The 23525-nt window shown below is 68.2% G+C and carries 15 protein-coding genes; 5 read left to right on the top strand and 10 right to left on the bottom strand.

Annotated features, from left to right (window positions below; genetic code table 11):
- Nucleotides 1–52: 52 nt before the first annotated feature.
- Nucleotides 53–1075 (bottom strand): Gfo/Idh/MocA family protein, encoded by a 1023-nt coding sequence (locus QTI68_RS01055; RefSeq protein ID WP_286519059.1) that lies wholly within the window; start codon nucleotides 1073–1075, stop codon nucleotides 53–55.
- 22 nt (nucleotides 1076–1097) lie between these two features.
- Nucleotides 1098–1781 (bottom strand): GntR family transcriptional regulator, encoded by a 684-nt coding sequence (locus tag QTI68_RS01050; protein ID WP_286519057.1) that lies wholly within the window; start codon nucleotides 1779–1781, stop codon nucleotides 1098–1100.
- 229 nt (nucleotides 1782–2010) lie between these two features.
- Here QTI68_RS01050 and QTI68_RS01045 point away from each other — a divergent pair, with 229 nt between their 5' ends.
- From QTI68_RS01045 to aroQ, 4 genes are all read left to right on the top strand, one after another.
- Nucleotides 2011–3021 (top strand): TRAP transporter substrate-binding protein, encoded by a 1011-nt coding sequence (locus tag QTI68_RS01045; protein ID WP_286519056.1) that lies wholly within the window; start codon nucleotides 2011–2013, stop codon nucleotides 3019–3021.
- 73 nt (nucleotides 3022–3094) lie between these two features.
- A complete protein-coding gene (locus tag QTI68_RS01040) occupies nucleotides 3095–3649 on the top strand; it encodes a TRAP transporter small permease (protein WP_286519054.1) in 555 nt (184 codons plus the stop codon).
- Nucleotides 3650–3664: 15 nt separating this feature from the next.
- Nucleotides 3665–4951, top strand: coding sequence for a TRAP transporter large permease (locus QTI68_RS01035; protein WP_286519053.1), 1287 nt, complete (start codon nucleotides 3665–3667; stop codon nucleotides 4949–4951).
- Between the two features lie 30 nt (nucleotides 4952–4981).
- The gene (aroQ, locus tag QTI68_RS01030; protein ID WP_286519052.1) at nucleotides 4982–5425 is read left to right on the top strand and encodes a type II 3-dehydroquinate dehydratase; all 444 of its coding nucleotides are present in this window, start codon (nucleotides 4982–4984) and stop codon (nucleotides 5423–5425) included.
- A gap of 22 nt (nucleotides 5426–5447) precedes the next feature.
- Here aroQ and QTI68_RS01025 read toward each other — a convergent pair whose 3' ends face one another.
- Nucleotides 5448–7658 carry a sensor histidine kinase gene (locus tag QTI68_RS01025; RefSeq protein WP_286519050.1) on the bottom strand — a complete coding sequence of 737 codons (2211 nt, stop codon included), beginning with the start codon at nucleotides 7656–7658 and terminating at the stop codon, nucleotides 5448–5450.
- Nucleotides 7659–7947: 289 nt separating this feature from the next.
- On the opposite strand from QTI68_RS01025, the gene QTI68_RS01020 reads away from it, so the two are divergent.
- On the top strand, nucleotides 7948–8811 hold the full coding sequence (locus QTI68_RS01020; RefSeq protein ID WP_286519049.1) for a bile acid:sodium symporter family protein: 864 nt from the start codon (nucleotides 7948–7950) through the stop codon (nucleotides 8809–8811).
- A gap of 3 nt (nucleotides 8812–8814) precedes the next feature.
- Here QTI68_RS01020 and QTI68_RS01015 read toward each other — a convergent pair whose 3' ends face one another.
- The 7 genes from QTI68_RS01015 to QTI68_RS00985 form a co-directional block, all read right to left on the bottom strand.
- Complete coding sequence (locus tag QTI68_RS01015; protein ID WP_286519048.1) at nucleotides 8815–10917, bottom strand: site-2 protease family protein; 2103 nt, start codon at nucleotides 10915–10917, stop codon at nucleotides 8815–8817.
- A gap of 208 nt (nucleotides 10918–11125) precedes the next feature.
- Nucleotides 11126–19057, bottom strand: a complete 7932-nt coding sequence (locus QTI68_RS01010) for a DUF4347 domain-containing protein (protein WP_286519047.1) — start codon at nucleotides 19055–19057, stop codon at nucleotides 11126–11128.
- A 47-nt stretch (nucleotides 19058–19104) separates the two neighbouring features.
- Nucleotides 19105–19587, bottom strand: a complete 483-nt coding sequence (locus QTI68_RS01005) for a YidH family protein (protein WP_286519045.1) — start codon at nucleotides 19585–19587, stop codon at nucleotides 19105–19107.
- Nucleotides 19584–19967, bottom strand: coding sequence for a DUF1622 domain-containing protein (locus tag QTI68_RS01000; protein ID WP_286519043.1), 384 nt, complete (start codon nucleotides 19965–19967; stop codon nucleotides 19584–19586). The genes QTI68_RS01005 and QTI68_RS01000 overlap by 4 nt, the downstream gene beginning before the upstream one ends.
- Nucleotides 19968–20005: 38 nt before the next feature.
- Nucleotides 20006–20389 carry a response regulator transcription factor gene (locus QTI68_RS00995; RefSeq protein WP_286519041.1) on the bottom strand — a complete coding sequence of 128 codons (384 nt, stop codon included), beginning with the start codon at nucleotides 20387–20389 and terminating at the stop codon, nucleotides 20006–20008.
- A 47-nt stretch (nucleotides 20390–20436) separates the two neighbouring features.
- The gene (locus tag QTI68_RS00990) at nucleotides 20437–21057 is read right to left on the bottom strand and encodes a response regulator transcription factor (RefSeq protein ID WP_286519039.1); all 621 of its coding nucleotides are present in this window, start codon (nucleotides 21055–21057) and stop codon (nucleotides 20437–20439) included.
- A 14-nt stretch (nucleotides 21058–21071) separates the two neighbouring features.
- Nucleotides 21072–23309, bottom strand: coding sequence for a sensor histidine kinase (locus QTI68_RS00985; protein ID WP_286519037.1), 2238 nt, complete (start codon nucleotides 23307–23309; stop codon nucleotides 21072–21074).
- Nucleotides 23310–23525 lie beyond the last annotated feature (216 nt).

The raw sequence follows: 23525 nt of genomic DNA, 5'->3' as shown, positions 1-23525 counted from the left end.
ACCACATCGCCAGCGCCGCATCGCCTAGAAGAGACATGTTCCTTGCCCCCGCTTATCTGGCGACTTCGACCGGAACGCCATCGCGACTGCTGGCCGCAATGGCATCGAGCGTCATCGCGATGTCGATCGATTCGGCGGCCGTGGCGCCCGTCCATTGGTCCCGGCCGAAGCGCACGAGATCGTGGAACGACTCTGCTTCGGCCAGGAAGCCGGCGAGCGCGTCGGTTTCGATCACTTCCTGTGCCGCATCCCATCCATTGCCGCGGCGCACAGTCACGAGCGGCGGAAAGGCGGGTCCGGTATCGTTGAAGTAGGTGGTATGGATCGAACCTGCGCCGCCGGCAATATACGCATGCCGGTGCCGCACGGTGGTGAAGCTGCAAGAAATCTGCGCCAGAAGTCCATCCGGGTGCTCGAGCGTCGCCATCGTGGTCACGTCGACACCCGTGGAGCCCCAGCGCGACAGGGCCGACACGCGCGACGGCGCGGCACCTGCGATGGTGCGCACGAAGCTCACCGGATAGGACCCCGCGTCCATCAGCGCGCCGCCCGCAAGAGTCGGGTCCATGCGGATGTTGGCGGCGTCGGTCAAAGGAAATCCGAACGACGCCTGGATGAGCTGGATGCGGCCGATGGCGCCGGCCGCGACGAGCTCACGAACCTTGAGCGTCTGCGGTTGAGCCCGATACGGATAGGCTTCCACGAGATACACGCCATTCTTCTCGGCGGCCGCGAACATGGCCCGTGCCTCCGCCGCATTGGCGGCCAGCGGTTTCTCGCACAGGACGTGCTTGCCGGCGGCGGCGGCCCGGATCGACCACTCGGCGTGCAGGTTGTTGGGAAGCGGCACGTAGACCGCGTCGATGTCGGGGTCGGCAAACAGCGCGTCGTAGCTGGCATGGACGCGGCCGATGCCGAGCTCTCGCGCGAAGGCCGTGGCGCGCTCGACGTCGCGGCTCGCAACGCCGGCCACTACGACCTTGGCCGACGGCCGAACGGCTTCGACGAACGAACGGGCGATGCGTGCGGCGCCGAGAATGCCGATGCGCAGCGGGCCACTGGAAGACGATGTCATAGGCTCCTCACAAGAATCCGGTTCAGGCGGCGTCCAGCACCGATGCCATTTGCGTGACGCAATCCTCGACGTGCGTCATCAGCGTCTGCTGCGCGCGCTGCCAGTCCCGGGCGAGTGCGCTTTCCAGCAGGAGCCGGTGCTCGTCGGCCGCCTCCTGGCCACGAAAGATGGCCGCGATCATCTGGTAGCGCAGATATTTGTCGCAGATCGATGCGTAGGTCTGCAGCAGCAGGGCGGATCCGCAGGCGGAAATCAGCGCGACGTGAAACGCCCAGTCGTACTGGCGCCAGGTTTCCGAAGGAGAAGGATCGCCGGCCGCCATCCTCTTTTCCATCGTGGCGAGCTTGTGATAAGCCGCCACCACGCGGCCTTCCCACTCCAGGTCGCCGCGCTGAAACGACTCCTTGAGCCCGTGGCTCTCCAGCAGCAGCCGCATCGATGCCACTTCGCGCAGGTTGGCCGAGGAGACCGCGCTGACCTGGAAGCCGCGCGCCCCTTCGGCCACGAGCAAGCCCTCTGTGGCAAGGCGGCTGAAGAGTTCGCGCAGCGTGCCGACGCTGGCGCCGTAGGTTTCCTTCATCCGCTCCAGCGGCAGACGGCACCCCGGCGTCAGCCGGCCCAGCACGATGTCCGAGCGAATGCGGCGATAGGCGACCTCGCCGACGGTGGCGCTGTCTGGGGAATCGGGAGAGTTGTCGGTCAACACGGGTCGCTCCTGGCGGGTCGCATTTCAGCACAGTGTTGGGTTCGAACTGCGCCCTTGTTATTAGAGAATACCCTAATCATTGGATATATTGCTAATCCTTCAATGATTCAATACGATCTCGGCATCGCCGCGACAACGGCACTTCGGCGTGTCAGTTCACTGTTCCTTGTCTTGCATACATGCGCCCGGGGACGCGCCCGGATCATTCCCACCACAAAAGGAGACCTTCATGGCATCGAAACTCTTGAAATTGGCAGGCACGCTCACGCTGCTCGCCGCCGCCACGCTCGTTCAGGCACAAGACATTCAGGAACGGACGATTCGAATCGGGCACCTGAACAACACCGACCATCCAACCAGTTGGGGCGTCAAGAAGTTCGCCGAGATCGTGGCGGCCAAGAGCGGAGGCAAGATCACGGTCAAGGAATTCGCCAGCAGCCAACTCGGCAACGAACTGCAACAGCAATCTGCGCTGCAGGGCGGGGTGCAGGAAATGCTCGTGGCGTCCACCACCTCGCTGACCGGCGTCATCAAGGAATTCGGACTCTTCGACTTCCCGTTCCTTTTCAGCAATGGCCAGCAGGCTGATGCGATGGTCGACGGCCCGCTGGGCAAGATGCTCAGCGCCAAGCTGGCCGACAAGGGCATCATCATCCTGGGCTTCTTCGACCTGGGTTTCCGCAACGTCACCAACAGCAAGCGGCCCATCACGAAGGGCGAAGATCTGGATGGACTGAAGCTGCGCGTCATCCCGAACCCGGTGTTCCTGGAGACCTTCAAGACTTTCAAGGCCAACCCGCTGCCAATGCCCTTTGCCGAGCTGTACAACGCCCTCGAAAGCAAGGCGGTGGATGGCCAGGAGAACCCGTACTCGGTGATCCTGTCGAGCAAGTTCTACGAGGTCCAGAAGTACGTCAGTGGCACCAACCACGTGTATGCGACCAACCCGGTTCAAATCAGCAAGCGCTTCTGGGACAAGCTGTCGCCGGCAGAGCACAAGCTGCTGCAGGAGGCCGCCACGGAAGCCCAGAACTACCAGCGCACGGCGAGCCGCGAAGCCGCCGGCAAGGCACTGACCGAACTCCAGGCGAAGGGCATGACCTACAACGCCGTCGCACCCGCCGAGGCGGCCCGCATGCGCACCGAAGTCAAGCCGATCTACGAGAAGTTCTCCGCTTCGTACGATCCGGCCGTGATGACGCTGTTCAAGACCGAAATGGAACGCGTCTCCAAGTTCTGATTCCGGAAAATTCGAGGCCCCTTGGCGCCGCTGGGGGGCCTGTCGCGCCAACGAGTCCCGTCGAGGAGCAGGCATGGTAAAGCTGATCGATTCTTTCTGCCGGGCGGTCACCGCCCTGATGGCCGTCGCGCTCATGATCATGGTGGCGCTGGTCTTCGGCAACGTCGTGCTGCGCTACGTTTTCAATTCGTCGATCACGCAGTCCGAGGAAATCTCGCGTTGGCTGTTCGTGTGGATCACGTTCATGGGCTGCGTGGTCGCGCTGCGCGAGCACACCCACCTCGGCACCGACGCTCTGGTGTCGCGCCTTCCACCCATGGGCAAGAAGATCTGCCTTGCCCTGGGCCATGTGACCATGCTGTACGTCTGCTACCTGGTGTTCAGGGGCGCGCTGGAACAGGCCCGCATCAACATGGATGTGCTGGCACCTTCCACGCAGTTGCCGATGGCCATATTGCATGCAGCCGGCGTGGCCTTCGCGGCCTGCGCATGCATCGTGCTGCTGCTGGACCTGTGGCTGCTCGTCACCGGCCACATGAAAGACACCGACCTGGTGATGATCCAGGAATCCGAAGATCTGGCTGCTCTCAACCGGTCGCATGGCGACGACGCCACCAAACAACACTGATCCGAGCGAGCCACCATGACACTCACCATCTTCCTCGGATCCCTGCTGCTGGCGATGGCGATCGGCATTCCGATCTCGTTCGCGCTGCTGGTCAGCGGCGTGGCGCTGATGTGGCACCTGGACATGTTCGAGGCACAGATCCTGGCGCAGAACCTGCTGGGTGGCGCCGACAACTACCCGCTGCTGGCCGTGCCCTTCTTCTTGCTGGCCGGCGAGATCATGAACGAGGGTGGGCTGTCCAAGCGCATCGTCGAATTTGCGATGGCGTTGGTCGGTCACATCCGCGGCGGACTGGGCTATGTGACCATCGTCGCGTCGATCATGCTGTCGGCACTGTCGGGCAGCGCAGTGGCCGACGCCGCGGCACTGACCACCATGTTGCTGCCGATGATGGTGGCCGCCGGCCACGCGCCGCATCGCGCTGCCGGGCTGATAGCCGCATCGGGCGTGATTGCGCCGGTTCTGCCGCCGTCGATCGGGCTGGTCATCTTTGGCGTCACGGCCAATGTGTCGATCTCCAAGCTGTTCATGGCCGGCATCACGCCCGGCCTGCTGATGGGACTCTCGTTGTGGATCACCTGGGCAATCGTCGCCCGCCACGAAGGCGTGGTGCCGCCGCCGCGCAGGCCGCTGAAAGAATTGCTGGCCACGATGCGCCGCTGTGGCTGGGCGCTGATGCTGCCGGTGATCATCCTGGTCGGCCTGCGCATGGGGGTCTTCACGCCGACCGAAGCCGGCGTGGTGGCCGCGGTCTACGCGCTTTTCGTCGCGACAGTCATCTATCGCGGCCTGAAACTGTCGCAGTTGTACGGCATCTTCAAGGCCGCGGCCAAGACCACCGCGGTGGTCATGTTCCTGGTGGCGGCGGCCATGGTCTCGGCCTGGCTCATCACCGTGGCGGACCTGCCCGGGAAGGTGGTGGGCATGCTCCAACCCTTCCTCGACAGCCCCATCATGCTGATGGTGGCGATCATGGTGCTGGTCATGATCGTCGGCACGGCGATGGACATGACGCCGACCATCCTGATCCTCACCCCGGTGCTGATGCCAGTGGTCGTCGCGGCCCACATCGACCCGGTCTATTTCGGGGTCATGTTCATCATGAACAACGCCATCGGGCTGGTCACGCCGCCGGTGGGCGTGGTCCTCAACGTGGTGGCCGGGGTCGGTCGAATGTCGATGGACACGGTGACCAAGGGCGTGATGCCGTTCATGATCGCCCAGTTCTTGATCATGTTCCTGATGGTCTTCTTCCCCTGGCTCGTCACCGGCCCCGCAAAGTTCTTCTACGGCGGCCACTGACACCCGCCCGCTCGCAAAACAAACTCAGCCATGACCAAGCCGCTCTACATCCTGAATGGTCCGAATCTCAACCGTCTCGGCAAGCGCGAGCCAGCGATCTACGGCAAGACCACGCTTGCCGAGATCGAAGCGATGTGCCGCGACGAAGCCGGGGCGGTCCCGGTGGTGTTCCGGCAGTCCAACAGCGAGGCGCAGTTGATCGACTGGATTCACGAGGCCATCGACGAAGCCAGCGGAATCATCATCAACCCGGCGGCCTTTTCGTTCACTTCGATGGCCATCATGGATGCCCTCAAGATGTTCCCGGGTCCGATCATCGAGGTCCACATCTCCAACATCCATCGCCGTGAGGAGATGTACCACCATTCCTACATGTCGGCGGTGGCCACCGCGGTGATCGCCGGCCTCGGACCCGGCGGGTACCGGGCCGCCATCCAGTCGATATTGGAGATGCTCCGCGACGAGACGGCTTGATCCGCAGGCGGCGCGACCGCACTCAGCTCAGCTGCTTCAACGGCCAGTTTGCACAGAACGTCGAGCCGCCCTGCGGGTTGTTCGTCGCGGTCAGTACGCCCCGGTGCGCTGCGACGATGGTCTTGCAGATGGCAAGACCGACTCCCGTGCCGTCGGTCTTGGTGGTCCAGAACGGATCGAAGACACGGGAGATGTCCTCCGCGGGAATGCCGACGCCTTCGTCGGCAACGCAAAGGCGGACCGTGCCGTCGGCCGACGCTGTCCTCACGGTCAAGGTACGTCGCGCGGGATCATTGGCGCTCATCGCATCGGCGGCGTTCAGCACCAGGTTCAGCAAGACCTGCTGCAGCTGCACACGCTCGCCATCGACCGGCGGCAGCAAGGGGTCGAGCTCGGTTGCTGCCACGACGTGGCGCGTCATGAGTTCGGTGCGCGCGAGCTCGAGCGTCTCGCCCACCAGTGCATTGAGATCCAGCCGCACAAATCTCGTCTCGCCGCGCCGGAAGAGCGCGCCCAGCCGGCGGATGATCTCCGTCGCCCGCTGATCCTCGGTGATGATGTCACGGCAGATCTCGCCGAGTTCCGCAAGGTCCGGGTTCTCGCGTCCGAGCATCTTGCGGGCCGCCTCCGCGTTGCCGAGGATCGCCGCCAGCGGTTGATTGAGTTGGTGCGCTATCGAGGCGGACAGTTGCCCGAGCATCGAAATGCGCGTCATGCGCGTGAGCGCCGCCCGGTCCTTGACGGCCTGGAGCTGGGCAACTTTGCGGGCGGTGATGTCCAGGGCAACGCCGGTCATTCGATCGGGATCGCCGGGTACGGCGCGTCCGCGCGCCGCCGTCCAGCGAAGCGTGCCGTCAGGTTGCAGCTGACGGTATTCGATGTCGAGCTCCTCTTTGTGCGCGAGCGCGTGGGCCACGGCACGGCTGCACTCTTCGCGATCCGCGACATGGACGGTCGCGAGGAATTCTTCGAAGGGCTGGATCGACGAATGGGCGGCGAGCGATGGGACCAGCGGCCTGCGTTCTGCCTGCTTGCGGCCCCGGACCCAGGTCCAGTTCGACAGGCCGGCCGCCCGCGCCGCCAGGTGCATGCGCTGCTCGCTCTGCTTCAGCGCCGATGCCGTCCTGCGACGCAGCCGCCGTTCGACCATCAGCGCGGCGATCAGGAATGCTTGCACGAGAATCACCGCGGCGACGAGCACAGCCTGGTTCCGATAGGCCTCGAGGAAGGTCGGGTCCTTGAAATGCAGCACCGCGCCGGGCGGCAGGCGGGCCTCGTCGACGTCCCATGCGCGCAACTGGCGCCAGTCGAACTGCGGTTGTGCCGTGATCGGCAGCTGCGACAGCGAGGCGGGTGCAACCCCGTCGACCAGCTGGGCGATCTGGCGCGCCGCCTGATGCCCCACGTCCTTGAATGTCGGCATCATGCCGCCCACCAGCCCGGTGCCGATGTAGGTATTGAACGGCCCATAGACCGGCGCTTTCGAGGCCGCCGCCGCCAGCGCCACCGATTCCCGCGGCGAGAGCGCGTGTCCTTCTCCGTCCATGAAATAGCCGGGTGTGAACACGAGGTCGCCGGGCCCAAGTTCGGCCAGGCGCTTCTGCACCAGCTTCGTCGGCAGCCCCACGAGGCTCTCCACCACGGGTGGCGGCGTGATTCGGGCGAGTGCCTCGCGAAGCTCGGCTTCATACTGCAAATCGAGCGGACTCGACCCGGTCACCGTGACGAGATGGCGCCGCTGGGGATGGAGCTTCATCGCCATTTCGATGGTGGCCGCATAGTCGTACGCCACCGGAGAACCCACGAAGCCATCAGGCAGCGGCTTCAGGCGTTCGAGGGCAAATTGGCCGACGGCGACATGGATCACCGGCACGCCGGGAAACAGGTCGCGGTGTCGAACGAAGAACTCCAGGGCAGACTGGCCCGCTGCCACGATGACGTCGGGTCGCTGAGCCTGGTACTTGCGCAGCAGATACGCGCTCACGGCCTGCTCGAAGTCCGGACCTGAGAAAACCGGCTGGTCAAGAAATTCCGAAAACAGCGCGACTTCGCGCCCGGTCGGCAGGGCAAGCCCTTCGCGCAGGCCCCGATCGAACTCGACGTTGGCCGGCAGCAGCCTGTCGTTGGCGAATACGACCAGCACGTTGCGCAGGGGAGCCGCTTGCGCGCCCGCCATGAGCAGGCAGAACAAGGCGATCGCTGCGCGGCAGGCTCGCACGACGATGCGCCTCATGGACGTGCCGGCGCGAGGGTGGTCAGGAATCCGAAAGGCATATGGGTACGGACTGGACGGCGGCTGCACATTCGGGCGGACAGCGGCAACGTCGAATCATGGCGAAGGCGGCGCAATTTCCTTGTAAGCCACGGTCTACTTCTGCGGTGCCGACTGCACCAAAGGACAGTAGCCGGAGTTCGGTGCCGCTCGTATTCTGCGGGGGCGCCGGTCGCGGCGCTTCAACTGCCATCGAGAGCGCGTCATCCAGGAGATCGCCCATGCGCGGACCGTTTCATCTGCCCCCGCCATGACCGCCCAGGAAATGATCATGCTCGCCGTGCAGGCGAGCATCGTGATCACCGTCTTCAGCTACGGCCTGGATGCCACGCTCGACGACGTGCTGTACGTGGTGCGCCGTCCCCGGTGCTTCCTGCGTTCCTTCGTGGCGATGTTCCTGGTCATGCCGCTGCTGGCCGTCGGGCTCGACATGGCCTTCGACCTGCACCACGAGATCGAGGTCGCACTGGTGGCGCTGTCGCTGTCGCCGGTGCCGCCCTTGCTGATGAAGAAGCAGGGCAAGGCCGGTGGACGGGAGTCCTATGGCCTGGGCCTGCTGGTGACCATGGGGATACTGTCGGTCGTGATCACGCCGATCGGCATGATGCTCATGACCCAGGCTTTCGGCCGCCAGTTCGACCTGCCCCTCGGCGCCATCGCGCTGGTGATCCTGAAGGCGGTGCTGCTGCCGCTGGCTGCCGGCATGGTGGTACGGGCCCTGCTGCCCCGGGTGGCCGCGCGCATCGCCCGCCCGGCCGCCGTCATCGGCACCGTGCTGCTGGCCGTCGTGGCGCTGCTGATCGTGTTCGCCAGCCGGCATGCGATCCTGGCGCTGATCGGCAACGGCACCCTCGTGGCGCTGGTCGGCTTCATCGTCGCCGGGCTGGCCGCCGGCCACTGGCTGGGCGGCCCCGACGCGCGGGATCGCGTGGTGCTCGCGCTGTCGACCGCGTCGCGCCATCCGGGCATCGCGCTGGCGCTGGCGACCTTCAACTTTCCGAACGAGCCCGGCGTGACTGCGGCGATCCTGCTCTACCTGCTGGTCAACCTGCTGGTGTCGATGGTCTACGTGATCTGGCAGCGCAAGCGCGCCGGTTCGACGGCCGCCGCCTGAACATCAGAATCCGCTCTCGCGCAGCAGCACCGCGAACACGCGGGTCAGTCCCTCGCCGAGCAGGCTGCGCCGCGCGGCCTCGATCTGCAGGTGGCCCCGGGTTTCGCGCAAGGCCGGCGGCGGCGCTTCGAGTTGCACCAGCACATGGAACAGCGCCGGGGTCGGCACCAGCGCCTCGCCGTGCGGCGCGACGCCGAGCGGGCCGCCGAAGCGCGACGCCAGCGCCGGCTGCTCGAGCTGGTTGATGCGGGTGCTGCCGACGTCGATCACGCGGCCCTCGATCGGAGTGGGCTGCCCTTCGGGGTAGAAGCGCACCTTGCCGCCCGGCGCCAGGCGCTGCACCTCGTCCTGCCGGACATAGGCATCGACCTGCCAGCGCGACGGATCGACCAGCACGCCGATCTGTTCGCGGCTTCCGATCCACTGGCCGCCACCGCGCTCGGGATCGAGGTCCAGCCACTGGCCGGCGAACGGCGCCTGCAGCTGCAGCCGCGCCATCTCGGCACGGGCCGCGCGCGCCTGCTCGACCTGCACGCCCAGCCGCTGGCGGAGGCCGGCCTGCCGCTCGAGGCCGGAAGGGTCGGCGATCAGTCCCGCCAGGCGTTCCTGGTAGCCGCGGATGCTGGCCTCGCTGGCCTGCGAGCGGGCCATGATGTCGGGCTCGTCGAGCACGGCCAGCGTCTCGCCCGCCCGCACCGGTCCCGCGGGGCGCACCTGCTGCAGCAGGGCGGGGTAGGGCGCATAGACGCGCATCTGCACCTCGGCGCGCGCCAGCCCGACGGCATGGACCTGCGTGCGCCAGGGCACGGCGAGCAGCAGCAGCATGCCGAGCAGCACGGCGCCGAGCAGCAGCCGGCGCCCGCGCACCACCTCCTTGCGCCGCGCCCACCAGTGCCGGAGTTCGCGCCAAACCGGCATCGCGATGAACCACGAGATCTCGACCGCGAACAGGAGAACCCCGAGCGCCTTGAAGAAGAACAGGTAGACCGCCACCGCGATGCCGAGGAAGACCACCAGGCGATAGAGCCAGGTGAGCATTGCGAAGGCCACCAGCAGCCGCCGGCGCGGCGGCGCGAAATCCTCCGGCCAGGGCTCCGGCAGGCCCAGCAGGGTGCGCCGCAGCGCGACCCGGGCCAGGGCCGAGGAGCGCTCGTGCAGGTTCGGGAAGTCGAGCAGGTCCGACAGGATGAAGTAGCCGTCGAAGCGCATGAAGGGACTCGCATTGAGCCCCAGCGACAGCACCCAGCTGGTGGTCGCGAGGTAGAGCAGCGCATTGCGCAGAGGCCCCGGATCGCTGAGCGCCCAGCCCAGCGTCGCCAGCCCGGCAAGCCCGAGCTCGGTGAGGATGCCGGCCGAGGCGATCGCCAGCCGCTGGCGCGAGCGGCTCAGCTTCCAGCTCTCGCCGGTGTCGGTGTAGAGCATGGGCCACATGACGACGAAGGCGACCCCCATGTGGGCCACGCGCAGGCCGAGCCGCGTCGCCACCAGCGCATGCCCGAGCTCGTGGAGGGTCTTGGCGACGATCAGGGCCAGCGCGAAGCTCAGCAGGCCTTCGGTCGTGAAGGATTCCACCACCGCGCCCGCGAAGGTGTCCCATTGGTGCAGCACCATCACGATGCCGGCCAGGCTCAGCAGGATCACGGCCCAGGCCATGAACGGATGGAACAGCCAGTCGAGATGGCCGGCCAGGCGGGCCAGCAGCCGCTGCGGGCGCAGCAGCGGAATGCGGAAGAACAGGTAGTGGTGCAGCCACCAGCGCCAACTCGTCCAGCGCCGCGACGGGCTGCCGTGCTGCAGCCGCGCGACGCCTTCGGGTCCGGGGCGCAGCAGCTGGTTCTGCTCGAGAAAACGACGGAAGTCGAGCACCTGCCCCACCTCCGGCCGGAGCGCCGTCTGGTCCGCGATCTGGCGGCTGATCTGGCGCGGCGACTGCTCCCAGCGCAGCAGGCATTCGAACTCGAGCCAGCCGATCCGGTAGAAGCGGTTGACGACGGTGTCCTGGATCACCCAGGCCGGATCGCCGCCTGGGCCCGGCGCGGCTTCGCGCAGCCGCAGGTCTTCGCGCAGCGGCGGCGTCGGCTGGTCGGCGGCGTCGTCGTTCACCATCCGGTCCAGGCGCGCAGCGCAGCCAGCGGCCGGCGCAACAGGTAGTAGCCCAGCATCACCCGCTCGCCCTGCAGCTTGGCCGTGCCATGGAGGCCGAGCCGCGCATGGGCCGGCGTGCCCTCGATGCTGGCCAGCAGCGAGCCGTAGAGGCCGGCGAAGGGCGTGCCGATGACCCCGTTGATGACGCCGCGCGCGATGCCGGACGCGATCAGCAGCTCGCCGGAGCCATCGACATCGTGCCGTACTGGCCGACGATCACCGCGCCGGCCGCGCCGACCGGCGTGTCGGTCCCGCCGGCGGCCTCGGCGCCAGCCCGCACGAAGCTCACGGTCAGCGGATCGCCGTCGGGGTCGAAGGCGACGCTGGTGACGTCGCCCGCCGGATCGACGCCCGGCGTGGCATTGGCCACGCCGCCGCGTTCGGTGGCCACGGCCACGACGTTCTGGGCCACCGGCGGATCGTTCACGCCGCGCACCGTGATCACCAGTTGCGCCGTGTCGGTGAGGCCGCTGATGTCGGTGAGCTGGTAGGTGTAGATGACGTCGACCGTCTGCCCCGCCTGCAGGGACTGCAGCGTGAGGTTGTCGCTGTTGACGTCGAAGGTGTAGGCGCCATCGGCGCCGATGACCAGCAGGCCGAAGTCGCCCGCCACCGGCACGCCGCCGAGCAGCGCGTAGCTGCCGGCGATCGCGGTGCCGTTGCCCAGGCTGGTGCCGGGGGCGACGCCCGACAGCACCACGCCCGGCCCTTCGGGCCCGGCGCCGATGCCGCTCACGACCAAGAGCGAATTGGGCGTGTCGGTGCGGTCGACGTCGAGGTCGACGCCATTGCCGCCGGGCTGGCCGATGCTGCCGGGGCGGCTCGGGAAGAGGATGACGTTGCCGGCCGGGTTGCTCTCCGCGGCATTGCCGTTGGTGGAGGCGGCCTGGGCGTCCGCATGGTCGTCGCTGGCGACCGGGTTGTCGTTGGCCCCGGTGATCAGGATGCGTAGTTCGGCCAGGGCGTTGAGGCCGCCGGCGTCGGTGACCTGGTAGCTGAAGAACTCGGTCAGCGTGTCGCCCGGCACCAGGCGCTGCACGGTGGGGTCGTTGTCGAACACGGTGTAGCTGTAGCTGCCGTCGGCGCCCAGGGTCAGGGTGCCGTAGACGCCGATCACGACGGTGCCGTTGCCGCTGGTGGTCCCCGGATTGACGACCGACAGCGGGCCCTGCGCCAGCGGGGCCACGTTGCGCACCCCCGTCACCTGGCGCGTCTCGCCGTTGGCGGCGCTGTCGACATCGGTGTCGTTGGCCAGCACGTTGCCGGTCGCGTTGCTGCCCGGCGTGCCGTTGTTCACCCCGCCGGCCTCGACCGCGTTGCCGACGTCGATGACGCCCACCGGCGTGTCGTTGGCGCCGTGGATGGTGACGGTGAGCACGGCACCGTCGCGCAGGCCCTCGATGTCCGAGAGGGTGTAGTCGAAGCGCTCGACCAGGGTCTGGCCCGACAGCCGCAGCGCCTGGACGGCCGGGTTGTCATTGTCGACCACGTACTGGTAGCCGCCGTTCAGGTTGACGGTCAGCGTGCCGTAGAGGCCGGCGAACGAGCGCGCGCCGATCGATGGCAGTACGCCCTGCGGCGTGCCTTGCAGGCCCACCGAGATCACGCGCAGCCGGTCGGCGTTGGTGGCGATGTCGACGTCGGTGTCGTTGGCGAGCAGGTTGCCCGCCGGGTCGAGGCCGACCAGCCGGTTGGCGTTGCCGCCGGCTTCCGTCGCCGAAGCGCTGTCGTCGATCGCATCGGGCTGGTCGTTCACGGGCGCGAGGACGATCTGCAGCGTGTCCTGGTCGCTGAGGGCGTCGGCCGGGTTCTGGGTCGGGATGCCGTCGCCGTTGGCATCGCCGGTGTTGCCGCGGTCGTTGGTGAGGATGGTCAGCGTGTCGGCGCCGTTGTAGTTCGGGTTGCCGAGGTACTGGAGGCCGGCCAGCGCGAGGTTGAGCGACGCGAGGTCGCCGCTCAACCTCAAGGTGGCCGTTGCCGAGCCGGTCACCGTGACCCCGGCCGGAATGCTCGCCAGCGTCAGCGTGCCGTGCAGCACCGAGAGCGTGATGTCGAGCGTGCCGCCGGCCGCATCGACGTCGGTCACGGACAGCCCCGTCAGCGCCAGCGCCAGGTCCTCGAAGCCGCTGGCCGCGACCGCGGGCAGCTGGTTCTGCGGCGCATCGTTCTGCTCGACATAGCCGGCATCGGCGGCGGCGGTCGCGCCTTCGCCGAGGGTGACGACGATCTGGCCGAGCGGGCTGCCGGCCTCCGTGTCGATGCGCACCCGCAGGTCGCCGATCGGCTGCGGATAGCCGATGGTGCCGCTCGGCGTGTCGATGCGGAACACGCCCGACGGCAGCACGCCGAAGCGGTACTGGCCGCTGGCGTCGGTCGTGGTCGTGAAGACGTGGTTGTCGGCCGCCGTGGCGAGGTCGCCGTCGGCGCCGCCCCAGGTCAGGGTCACGCTCTGCCCGGCGAGCGCCGGGCCGTCCGGAACCGCGCTGGCGGTGGCGCTGGCGGTGTCGTTCCAGAGCGTTCCCTGGATCACGCCGAGGCCCGCGCCTTCGGCCAGCACGTAGGTGTTCGGCGTGCCGCCGATGCCGGTGCGCTCGCCGTCGCCCGCGCCATCGGTGCCCACCGGCGAGCCGCCCCAGCCGGTGAAATCCTCGGGCAGGCTGGTCCAGGTCAGCACCGCGTTGCTGCTGGCGATCGCGGTGCCGTTCGGCAGCGTGACCTGGTAGATCACGCGCACCTGCGCGCCGGGGTCCAGCTGCTCGAAATCGACCGTCAGGCCGCCGTTGGTGCCGACGGTGATGCCGGCCGGCAGCGTCGCTGCCGTGTAGAGGGTGCCATTCAGTTCGAGGCTGACGAAGGTGTAGCTGCTGCCGGTCGGGAATGAATCCACGAGATGCGTGTTGAAGGCCGCCAGGCTGCCGTTTTCGGTGAAGCTCACCGCCACGGTGGCCGTGCCGGTGCTGCCCGCCGGGTTCGGATCGAAGTCGATCACGCGCTTGTCGACACCGCTGAAGCTGGGCTCGACGATGCGCTCGCTCACGGTGTTGCCGACTGCGCGCTGGGCACCGCCGACGAGTTCGCGGGCCGTCACATCGAGCACCGTGCCGGCCGTGTTCGACGCTTGGTTGAGCACGCGCGCGTTGAACTCCAGCGAGATCCCCTCGAGGTCGGCATCGTCGCCGTTGCCGTTGACCAGGTTGCCGAAATTGAAGGTGATGGTCTGGCTGCCGTCCGCATTGACGACCACCTGGATCAGCGACGGATCGAAGACGCCGGTCGGGGCGGGACCGGACAGATCAGCCGTGATGTCCCGGGCTTCGGGGCTGTTCTCGTTGCCGTTGATGGCCAGCGTGCCGCCGACGATCAGGTTGATGTCGCTGCTCAGCTCGTTCTGCGAGATGAGGGCGACCCGCACCGCGTTCGCGAGCGCATCGGGCGTGATGAAGCCGAGGCCGTTGGGCAGCGTGACCTCGATGTGGTAGTCGGGATTGTTGCCTTCGGGCACCAGCACCAGCACCCGGTAGCGGATCACCTCGCCCACGGCGACCTGCTCCAGCGCACCCGAGGTGGGCGACGGCGCCGCCGTGTCCGGCAGGCCGCCGACGCGGGAGATCTGCATCGCCTGGGCGACGTCGAACACCAGCAGCGCGTTGCTCCGGTAGTCGTTGAGCACGCCGGTGTTGAGCGGGCCGTCGACGCCGGTGCGCTCGCCCGCGGGATCGGCGCCGCCTGCGGTGCTGCCGTCGAGGCTGGTCCATTGCACCGTCGCCAGGTTGGTGAACGAAGACTCGGCGGCGGCCGAGGCGTTGACCACGCCCGTGATGCGCAGCACGATGCTGCCGCCCTTGCCGATGTCGATGTTGGCGCCGGCGGCGGTGCGCAACTGGCCGCCGACGATCTCGAAATCGACGCCGCCGTGGTTGCTGGCGGCGCCCTGGTAGGCCACGCCGGCCAGCGTCAGGTTGTTCAGCTCGGTCGGCAGGGTGTCGAGCAGGCTGATGTCGAAGGCGTCGAAGTCGTTGCCGCCATTGCCGTTGCTGATCGTGATGGTGAATTCGACCGCATCGCCGTCGTCGAAGCCCAGTCCCGGATCGGTGACCAGGGTCTGCGCGATCTGCAGTGTGGGTTCGCGCACGGTCACCGTGGGCGTGCCGCCGGTCAAGGCGACGTTGCGGTCGACCGGCGCGGCGCCGTTGGGCGTGTCGCCGTCCGGGTCGCTGAAGGTGATCTGGGCATTGTTCTGCAGCGAGCGGGTGGCCTGGTTGCCGCTGACGTTGCTTGCCACCAGCCGCACGCGGATCACGAAGCTGTTGTTGCCGACGAGGTTGTCAGCCGCGGCGCCGGTTGCGGTGAAGGTCAGCCGCGCGCCGACGCCGTCGTTGCCGAGGGTGCCGGTGGTGCCGCCGAGCGCACTGGGCGTGACCGTGCCGTTGAAGTTCGCGGCCAGCGCGGCGCTGCCCGCCGTTGTCGTGATGAGTTCGTAGCCGAGCCCGCCGTTGAAGCCCGTGTCCAGGCGCAGGCCCGGCGGAATCAGGTCGTCCAGCCGCAGGGACTGGGTGTTGCCTTCTGGCAGCGTGACGATGATGTCGTAGAGCATGCTCTCGCCGACCACGAGGTCGCTGCCCGTGGTGTGCGGGGCGCTCGAATCGCCGTTGTCCAGGCTGCCGCCGGCGAAGTTCTTGCTGACCTCGGGCGCGGCCACCTGCTGGCCCGCGATTTCCACGATGTCCGTCGGCGCGAAATCGGTGCCGCCCTCGACGCTGGCGTAGCGGGTCAGCGCGGCGCTGCTCTGCAGGGTGCGCGCCGCGTCGATGCTGCCGCTGACCACCACGTCGTAGGTGATGACGACCAGGTTGGCGCCACTGGCATCGGCGGCCGTTCCGGGGCGCCCGGGCGCCAGCGTGGGTATCGCGTTGGCGTCGAGGAAGGTGATCTCGTTGCCCGACACGCTGTAGTCGACGCCGGCCACCAGCAGGCTGCCGTCGCCGCGATAGATCCGCAGGTTCGCCGCCGCCAGGCTGTTGCCGACGAAGCTCAGGCCGGCGGGCAGGGTGACGGTGGTGTGGACGTCGAAGGCGCCGCCGCCGCCGCGGTTCTCGATGGCGGTGGCCAGGCGCAGCGTGTCGCCGGCGTCGATGCCGGTGACGCTGCCGTCGACGGCCGCGAGATCGGTGACGCTGCCCTGGAAGGGCACGCCGGCCGAGCCGGGCGCGCTCCAGCTGCCGGTGGTGCCGCTCACCGTGCCGTGGCTGGTCGACACCACGCCGTGGCGGATGTCGAGCACCGGTTCGGCCACCGACACGATCACCGCCACGTCCGACGAGACCAGGTGGTTCTTGGCGATGGTCGCCTGCTGGTCGGACTGCGCGAGCACGTCGAGCGAACGCTGGTCGGCAAAGGGCTGGTCGCCCACGCGCAAGGTGAACTGGACCTCGACGCGGCTGCCGTTGACGGTGGAATTGACGTAGTTGCCGAAGTCGAAGATCACCGAATTGCCGGGGCCGGTGCTGACCGAGTCGATGCCGTCGGGGTTGGTGTTGCCCGGCCCCAGCGTCCACTGGCCGACGCCGCTGCCCTGGCTCCACGTGACACCAGCGAGATCGAGCAGCGGCAGCGGCAGGTAGGCCGAGAGCCGGAAGCCTTCGTAGTCACCCGTGACCAGGTCGTAGCTCAGGCGAAAGGTGACGACGTCGCCCGGGTGCAGCTCGGGCGTGGCGGCCGGCGAGCCGCCGTTGACCGTCACCAGTTGGATGTCGACCTGGCGCGTAGCGATGGTGCTGGTGGTCGTCGAACCATCGGATTCGTCGAACCCGGTCAGATTGAAGGCATCGACGAGCAGGGTTCCGGTCACCGCCGCGCTGTTGCCGACGGCGTCGCCTTCGTTGATCTCGCCGTGCGGCGGATGGGGCGTGGTGTAGCTCTGTGCGATGGTGGCGCCATAGCTGATCACCGCCGTGGTGGCACCGTCGCGGGAGTCGTCGAAGGCCAGGTCGCCGATCAGCGCGCCCAGTTGGAGGGCGCCGGGCGTGGCCCGCAGCGACGCGCCGATATCGAAGACCAGGGTCGTCGTGCCGTCGGCATTCGGGGTGCTGCTGACGATCAGGTTGAGGGTCTGCGTCACGCCGCCGCGTGTGACGCTGAGCGTCGCCGGGCCGTTGAAGGCCTGGCCGTCGCCGAGCGTATCGGTGATCGTGAAGCTGCCCTGGCCGAAGAAGTCCTCGCCGACGGCGAAGAAGTCGGAGATCGCCACGTTGAGCGTGTAGCGCAGCGTGTCGCCGGGACTGAGGCCTGTCGAGCCGACGTCGGTCTGCACGGTGGCCTGCTTGATGAGGCCGACGGACTTGGCGACGAAGCTCGCGTTGGCGCCGTTGCCGGTGCTGGTGAAGGCGATGTCGGTGGCCGGTGCGACGACGTCGCGCGGATCGATCGGCGTCCATCGGCCGCTGACCGTCGGCGAGCCGAAGACGATGGTCGTGTCGTCGCCGGTCAAGGGGGCCACGATCGCCGAGCCGTCCGCGCGCGTCTCGGGCACGTAGAAGTTGACCACCGTGTTGGTCGGGCCGCTCAGCGCCGCGTAGGTGATGGTGTAGGACGAGAGGAACACGGTGTCGCTGGCGATCGCCGCCGCGATCGCCGCCGGGTTGGTGATCACGCTGCCGTCGCTCAGCGTGATCGCGCTCAGCGTGCCGCCCGCGCCGGGGACGATCGACGTGACCTGCACCTCGCCCGGCAACTGCTGCGTGACCGATACGTTGGCGAGTGTCTGGCCAGGCGCCGGCGTGACGGTCACCGTCTGCGAATGCGGGTAGTTCGGTCCGGTGACGGTCTCGCCCTCGGGCATGTTGATCGACTGGTCGATCGTCACCAGCGTCGGATGAACGACGAAGTCGTGCAGCGATGCCTCGACCAGGCTCGGGTCCACGATCGGGTTGTCGAGCGCGTCGTTGCCGAACTCGAACCCGCCGCGGGCCCGGATCGTGAGGTCCGGCGTGCCGTTGGACAGGCCGGTGTCGGCCAGGTTGCTGAGCTGGGCCGTGACTTGCACCGCGATCGTCGGCTGGTCCTGCGACAGGCTGCCGTAGGGCAGCTGCAGCACCACCAGCTGGTCGCCGGGACGCATGCCGACGCTGGCCGCGCTGATGACCAGGGGATTGCCGTTCGCATCCCGGGCCAGCGGATGCGTGGCATTGCCGGCCGCATCGAAGGTCACGACGAAGGACTGCACCGGCTGCCCGAGGTAGCTGGCCGCGATGAAGGTGGCGCCGTCGTTGCCGTCCTTTCCGGTTGCCGGCATGAAGAGGTCGATGTACGGGGCATAGCCGACGTCCGCCGAGGTGTTGCTCATGTTGACCGTGAAGCTGAACTGGCCGCCGAGCAGCGCGTCGGTGCCGCCCGATGCGAGGCTGACGCTCGGGCCGGCGGCCAGCAGGCCCTGGAAGCCGGCCAGCGACGCGGCGTCGATCGCGATGGCCTTGTCGACGTCGCCGCTGCGGACCTCGAGCGTCCAGTTGCCGCCGGCGGCTGCGTTGCCGGTGTCGTCGGACGAGGCGCCCACGTCGGCGCCGGTCCAGTGCGCCAGCTCGCCCACGAGCATCTGGCCTGCCGGCCCTTCGCCAACCCTGCAGCCATAGAGCTGGATGTCCGCGCCGGCGATCAGTTCGCCGCGCCAGCCGCTCAGGATTTCACCGGCCTGCGCGATGTTGTCGCTCGAGAGCGTGCGGCTGCCCAGCGTGAACTGGCCGGAGGCGCCGTGCGAGAAGATCTGGATCGAGTCGACCGGACCCATCTCGGCCAGCGCTGCGGAGATCGCTGCCAGGCCGTCGGTTCGGCTGTCGATCACCAGCAGCCGGGCATCGGCGGGAAGGTGCGCCGCCAGTTGCTCGCGGTTCTCGACGCGGCTGTCGATCACGACCAGCTGATGCGCGACCGGCGCTGCCGGAACGGGCGTTGGCGGGGCTTCGGTCGCGCTGGGCATGCGGGGCCCGGCATCGGCCGGATGCGACGGATCGGCGTGCTGCTGCTCGGTGGCGGCCGCCGCGGCGGCGTCGAACAGGATGCGCGGCTCCAGCGCCAAGGCGTTGCTTTGCGGAGTGAATGCGTTCATGAGGGAGGAATCCAGATCGTCAACCTGTCATGCGTGGCCCCGCGTCCTCAGGTGAGCAGAAGCCAGACGGCGCTGACCGCGCCCATCACGATGATGGCGAGCGTCAGCAGCGTCACCGACAGCGAACTCGGCTCGAAGCGCTCTTCCACGATCTCCCGATGCACCCGGCGATAACGCAGCAGCGCCCACAGCAGCACCACCACGCCGACGATGACCATGCCGAGCCCGACCGTGGCGGCGTCGCGCAACGGGAACGAGTCCTGGTTGAGCTTCTCGGCGCTCCCGCTCTGCTGCAGGTAGATGCTGAAGCGGTTGATCGTGATGCCGAAGCTCATCAGCGACAGCGCCGTGCGCAAGTAGGCGAGGTGGGTGCGTTCGTTGGCCAGGTGCGATCGCGCGTCCGACAAGGCTGTCCGGTGCTCGGCCATCTGGGTTCGGAAGCCGGACAGCTCGGTGGCCGTGTTGGTGGGCTCCTTGCCGACCTTTTGCGCGAGGTCGGGCGGCAGGTCCGGCAGGTGCGGGGTGGTCATGACGGCCTTCTTCGCGAGGCACCGGCTGCCTCTTCGGTCTCGAGCGAGATCCGGCGCGCCAGTTCGAGGTCGCGTCCGAGGAAGAAGCCCAGCAGCGTGCGGATCGCGGCGATGGTGGCGAGGCGGCCGAGTTCGTCCCAGGTCGGCGCCACCACCGTCGAGACCAGGTCGGCCGCCAGCATGAACTCCAGCCCGACCATCAGCCAGCGCGACATGCCCTGCCACACGCTGAGGGACAGCGCGCTGGCCGACGCCCCCGTGAACGCGCCGACCAGCAGATTCTTTGTTGCCAACAGGGCGCCCACGGCGAGCAGCACCAGGGTCGCTGCCTCGAGCAGCTGGGACAGGATGATGGCCGAGGCATGCAGCAACTGTTCCATGGCGATCTGGTTGTACCGGCAAGCGACTCTGCCCGGAACTAGCCTTTGGTTAAGGTGCTGCCGTGCCGGCGGATCGCCTCCAGCAGTTCGTCGCTCGAGAAGGGCTTGCGCAGCAGGCACGACCCGTTCGCCTCGATCGCCAGCCGGGCCAGCGCGGCATCGTCGCTGGCCGTGATGAACACCACCGGGACCCGGATGTCGGCCGCCTGCATGCGCATCTGGACTTCGAAGCCGGACAACCCCGGCATGTGGATGTCGAGGATCACGCAGGCCGGGCGCTGGGTGTCCAGCGAGGCCAGGAAATCCTCCCCCGATTCGTAGGCGCTGACCCGATAGTCGGCCAGCCGCAGGACTCGCCCGAGCATCGTCCGCATGGGCGACTCGTCGTCCACCACGGCGATGAGCGGATCGATGGTGTGCACGGCTGGAAGGTACCGCGTTGCCGCCGCGGCGGGGACTGGTCTTTGGTTCAGTCCCGGGGCGCCGCCGGGATGCCGAGCCGGGCCGCGATGTGCATCAGCTCGGCCGCGGTCCGCACCTGCATGCGCTCCATGATGCGGGCCCGGTGGAACTTGACGGTCTGCTCGACGATGCCGAGGTCGGCCGCGATCTGCTTGTTGAGCCGGCCCTTGACCACGCCCGCGAGCACCTCGCGTTCGCGCGGCGTGAGCGTGGCCAGCCGCTGCTCGCAGGCCTTGTCGTCGCTCCTGGCCCGGCGGATCGCTGCCGATTCCGCGAAGGCGGCCCGCACGGCGCTCGCCAGCGCCGGCGCGCCGACCGGCTTGGTGAGGAAATCAGCGGCGCCGGCCTTGATCGCCTTGACCGACATCGGGATGTCGCCGTGGCCGGTCAGGAACACGATCGGCCAGGCTTGTCCGGATTCGGCCAGGCGCCGCTGCAGTTCGAGCCCGTCGAGTCCGGGCATGGTCACGTCCAGCACCAGGCAGCCTTCGGTGTCGGGGTCTGGCCGTGCCAGGAAAGCCTCGGCCGAGTCGAAGGTCCGCACCTCCCATTCGTCTTCCTGGCGCAGCATCCGCGCCAGCGCCCTTCGCACCGCGGGGTCGTCGTCGACGAGGAAGATGGTTGCCATGCGACGCTCCATGATCAGGCGGTCTGGCGCGCCGGCCAGGTGGCGCAGAAGGCGGCGCCGCCGTCCGGCGTATTGGCAACGGTGAGCGTGCCCCGGTGGCCCTCGACGATCGACCGGCAGATCGCGAGTCCCATGCCCGTACCGCCGGGCTTGGTGCTCCAGAAGGGGTCGAACAGGTGGGGCATGTCGGCCGCAGCGATGCCGCAGCCCTGGTCGATCACGCACAAGCGGACATCCGTGCCCCGCATCTCGGTGCGCACGACCAGCCTGCGGCTCTCCGGCGCGATGTCGACCATGGCATCGGCGGCGTTCAGGATCAGGTTCAACAGCACCTGCTGCAGTTGCACCCTGCCGCCGTCGACCAGCGCGAGCCCAGGGGCGAACTCGGTCGCCGCCTCGACGTGCCGCGTCGTCAGCTCGGTGCGCACCAGCTCCAGGGTCTCGGACACCAGCTCGTTGAGATCCAGCGGCGCCAGCGTCATCTCCCCGCGCTTGAAGAGGGCGCCCAGTCGGCGGATCACTTCCGCCGCGCGCCGGTCCTCGCTGATGATGTCGTCGCAGATGGCCCGCAGCTCGACCAGGTCGAGTGGCGCCTTCCCGAGCATCTTGCGTGCCGCCTCGGCGTTGCCGAGGATCGCTGCCAGCGGCTGGTTGAGCTGGTGGGCGATCGATGCCGAGAGCTGTCCCAGCATCGACACGCGGGTCATGTGGGTGAGCGCCGACCGGTCCTTCTGGGCCTGGAGTTCGGCTTCCTTGCGGGCCGTGATGTCGAGCGCCACGCCGGTGATGCGCTTGCCGCCATCTTTTTCGGCCCGGCCCCGTGCGGCAATCCACCGCACCTCGCCGCCGGGTTCGACAACGCGGTACTCGACGTCGAGTTCCTGGTCACGTTCGACGGCCTGCTGTGCAGCCTGGTGCAGGTCTTCTCGATCCGCCGGGTGCACGGTGTCGAGCACCTCGTCGAGCGAGCTGGCCTCGGCGCTGGCGCCGGGGGGCGTCCGGTCGACGTCCCAGCTCCAGGTCGAAAGCCGCGAGGCGCGCGCCGCCAGACTCATGCGGTCCTCGCTGCGTTCGAGCGCCAGAGCGGTGTGCCGGCGGCGGCGCCGTTCGATGAACAGGGCGGCGATCAGCAGGGCCTGGATCAGGAACAGCGCCATCGCCAGCAGCGCCTGGGTGCGATACAGGTCCCAGAAGGTCGGCTCCTTGAAGAAGACGGCCGCGTCCGGCGGAATATCGGCCTCGGCGATGCCCCATCGGCGCACCTGCCGCCAGTCGACCTGCAGGACCGCCGGCAGGACCGCGGGCTGGGCGACGGCCTGGGGCGCAACCCCATCGAGCAGCGCGTTGATCGCGTCGGCCGCGAGTCGTCCCATGTCGCGGTTCGCGGGCATGCGCCCGCCCACGATGCCGGTGCCGATGAAGGCGCTGAACGGCCCGTAGACCGGCGCGCCGGTCGATGCGGCGGCGATCTCCGCGATCGCATCGCGAGGCGAGTAGTCGCGCCCCGTGCCGTCCCGGTAGTAGCCGGGCGAGAACACCAGGTCGCCGGCTCCGAGCCCCCGGAGCCGCGCCTTCAGTGCCTCGGCCGAGAGGCCGGCGAGGTACTCGACCATCGCGGGCTTGACCGCAAGGTCGGCGAACTCGGCTCGGGCCTTGGCCTCCCAGATGCGGTCGCGCGGGCTGGTGCCCGTGATGACCAGCAGCCGGCGGGTGTCGGGATGCCAGCGCAGCGCCTGCTCGACGGTGCCGCGGAAGTCGTATTCGACCGGCACGCCGAGCAGCGGCGTCTGCGTCGGCCGGAGGGTCTGCACATAGGCCTTGTCGATCCCCACATGGACCACCGGTGTGCCCGGGAACAGTGCCGGGCGATGGAAGAGGATGAAGTTCAACGCCGGGTCGCCGATGACGACGATGGCCCGCGGCGGCCGGTCGGCATACTTCTCGTGAAGGTAGGTGGCGAGGTTCCGGTCGAATGCCTCGCCAGAGAAGGTGGGCCGGTCGAGGAATTCCTGGAAGACCTCGACCGGCCGCGCCTCGGTGCGCGCGATCCGTTCGCGCATGGCGCGATCGACTTCGATGTTGGCCGGCAGCAGGCGGTTGTTGGAAAACAGCACCAGCACATCCCTGGGCGTGACCTGCGCGATCGTGCCGGCGGAGACGCAGAGGCCGGCCATCAGCACCGCCAGACCGATGGTCGGCGGACGCTTTGCGATGGCGTCGAGGGGGGCGTGCGCGTAGGTCCGGAACGGCAAGGAAGGGTCTCGTCGAGGCGCGTCTGAATGGAACAGATCATGAGATCGCCCCGGCTTGCCGCACAGTGGCCCAAGGTGCAGCGCCCCCTGCACCTTGGGGCAATCATGCGACGGATGTCGCCGGCATTGGCGCCATGCTGGCGCGTGTCGCAGCTGGCCCGCAAGCTGGTTTTCCTGGGGTCGACGCGGGCGTCTGCTCGGGCCCTCGGGTCGTCT

This window comes from Variovorax sp. J31P207 (assembly GCF_030316965.1).
In the GTDB taxonomy this organism is placed as follows: domain Bacteria; phylum Pseudomonadota; class Gammaproteobacteria; order Burkholderiales; family Burkholderiaceae_C; genus Variovorax; species Variovorax ginsengisoli_B.
Note: the sequence above shows the minus strand (reverse complement) of the source record. Positions and strands in the feature narration are given on the sequence as shown.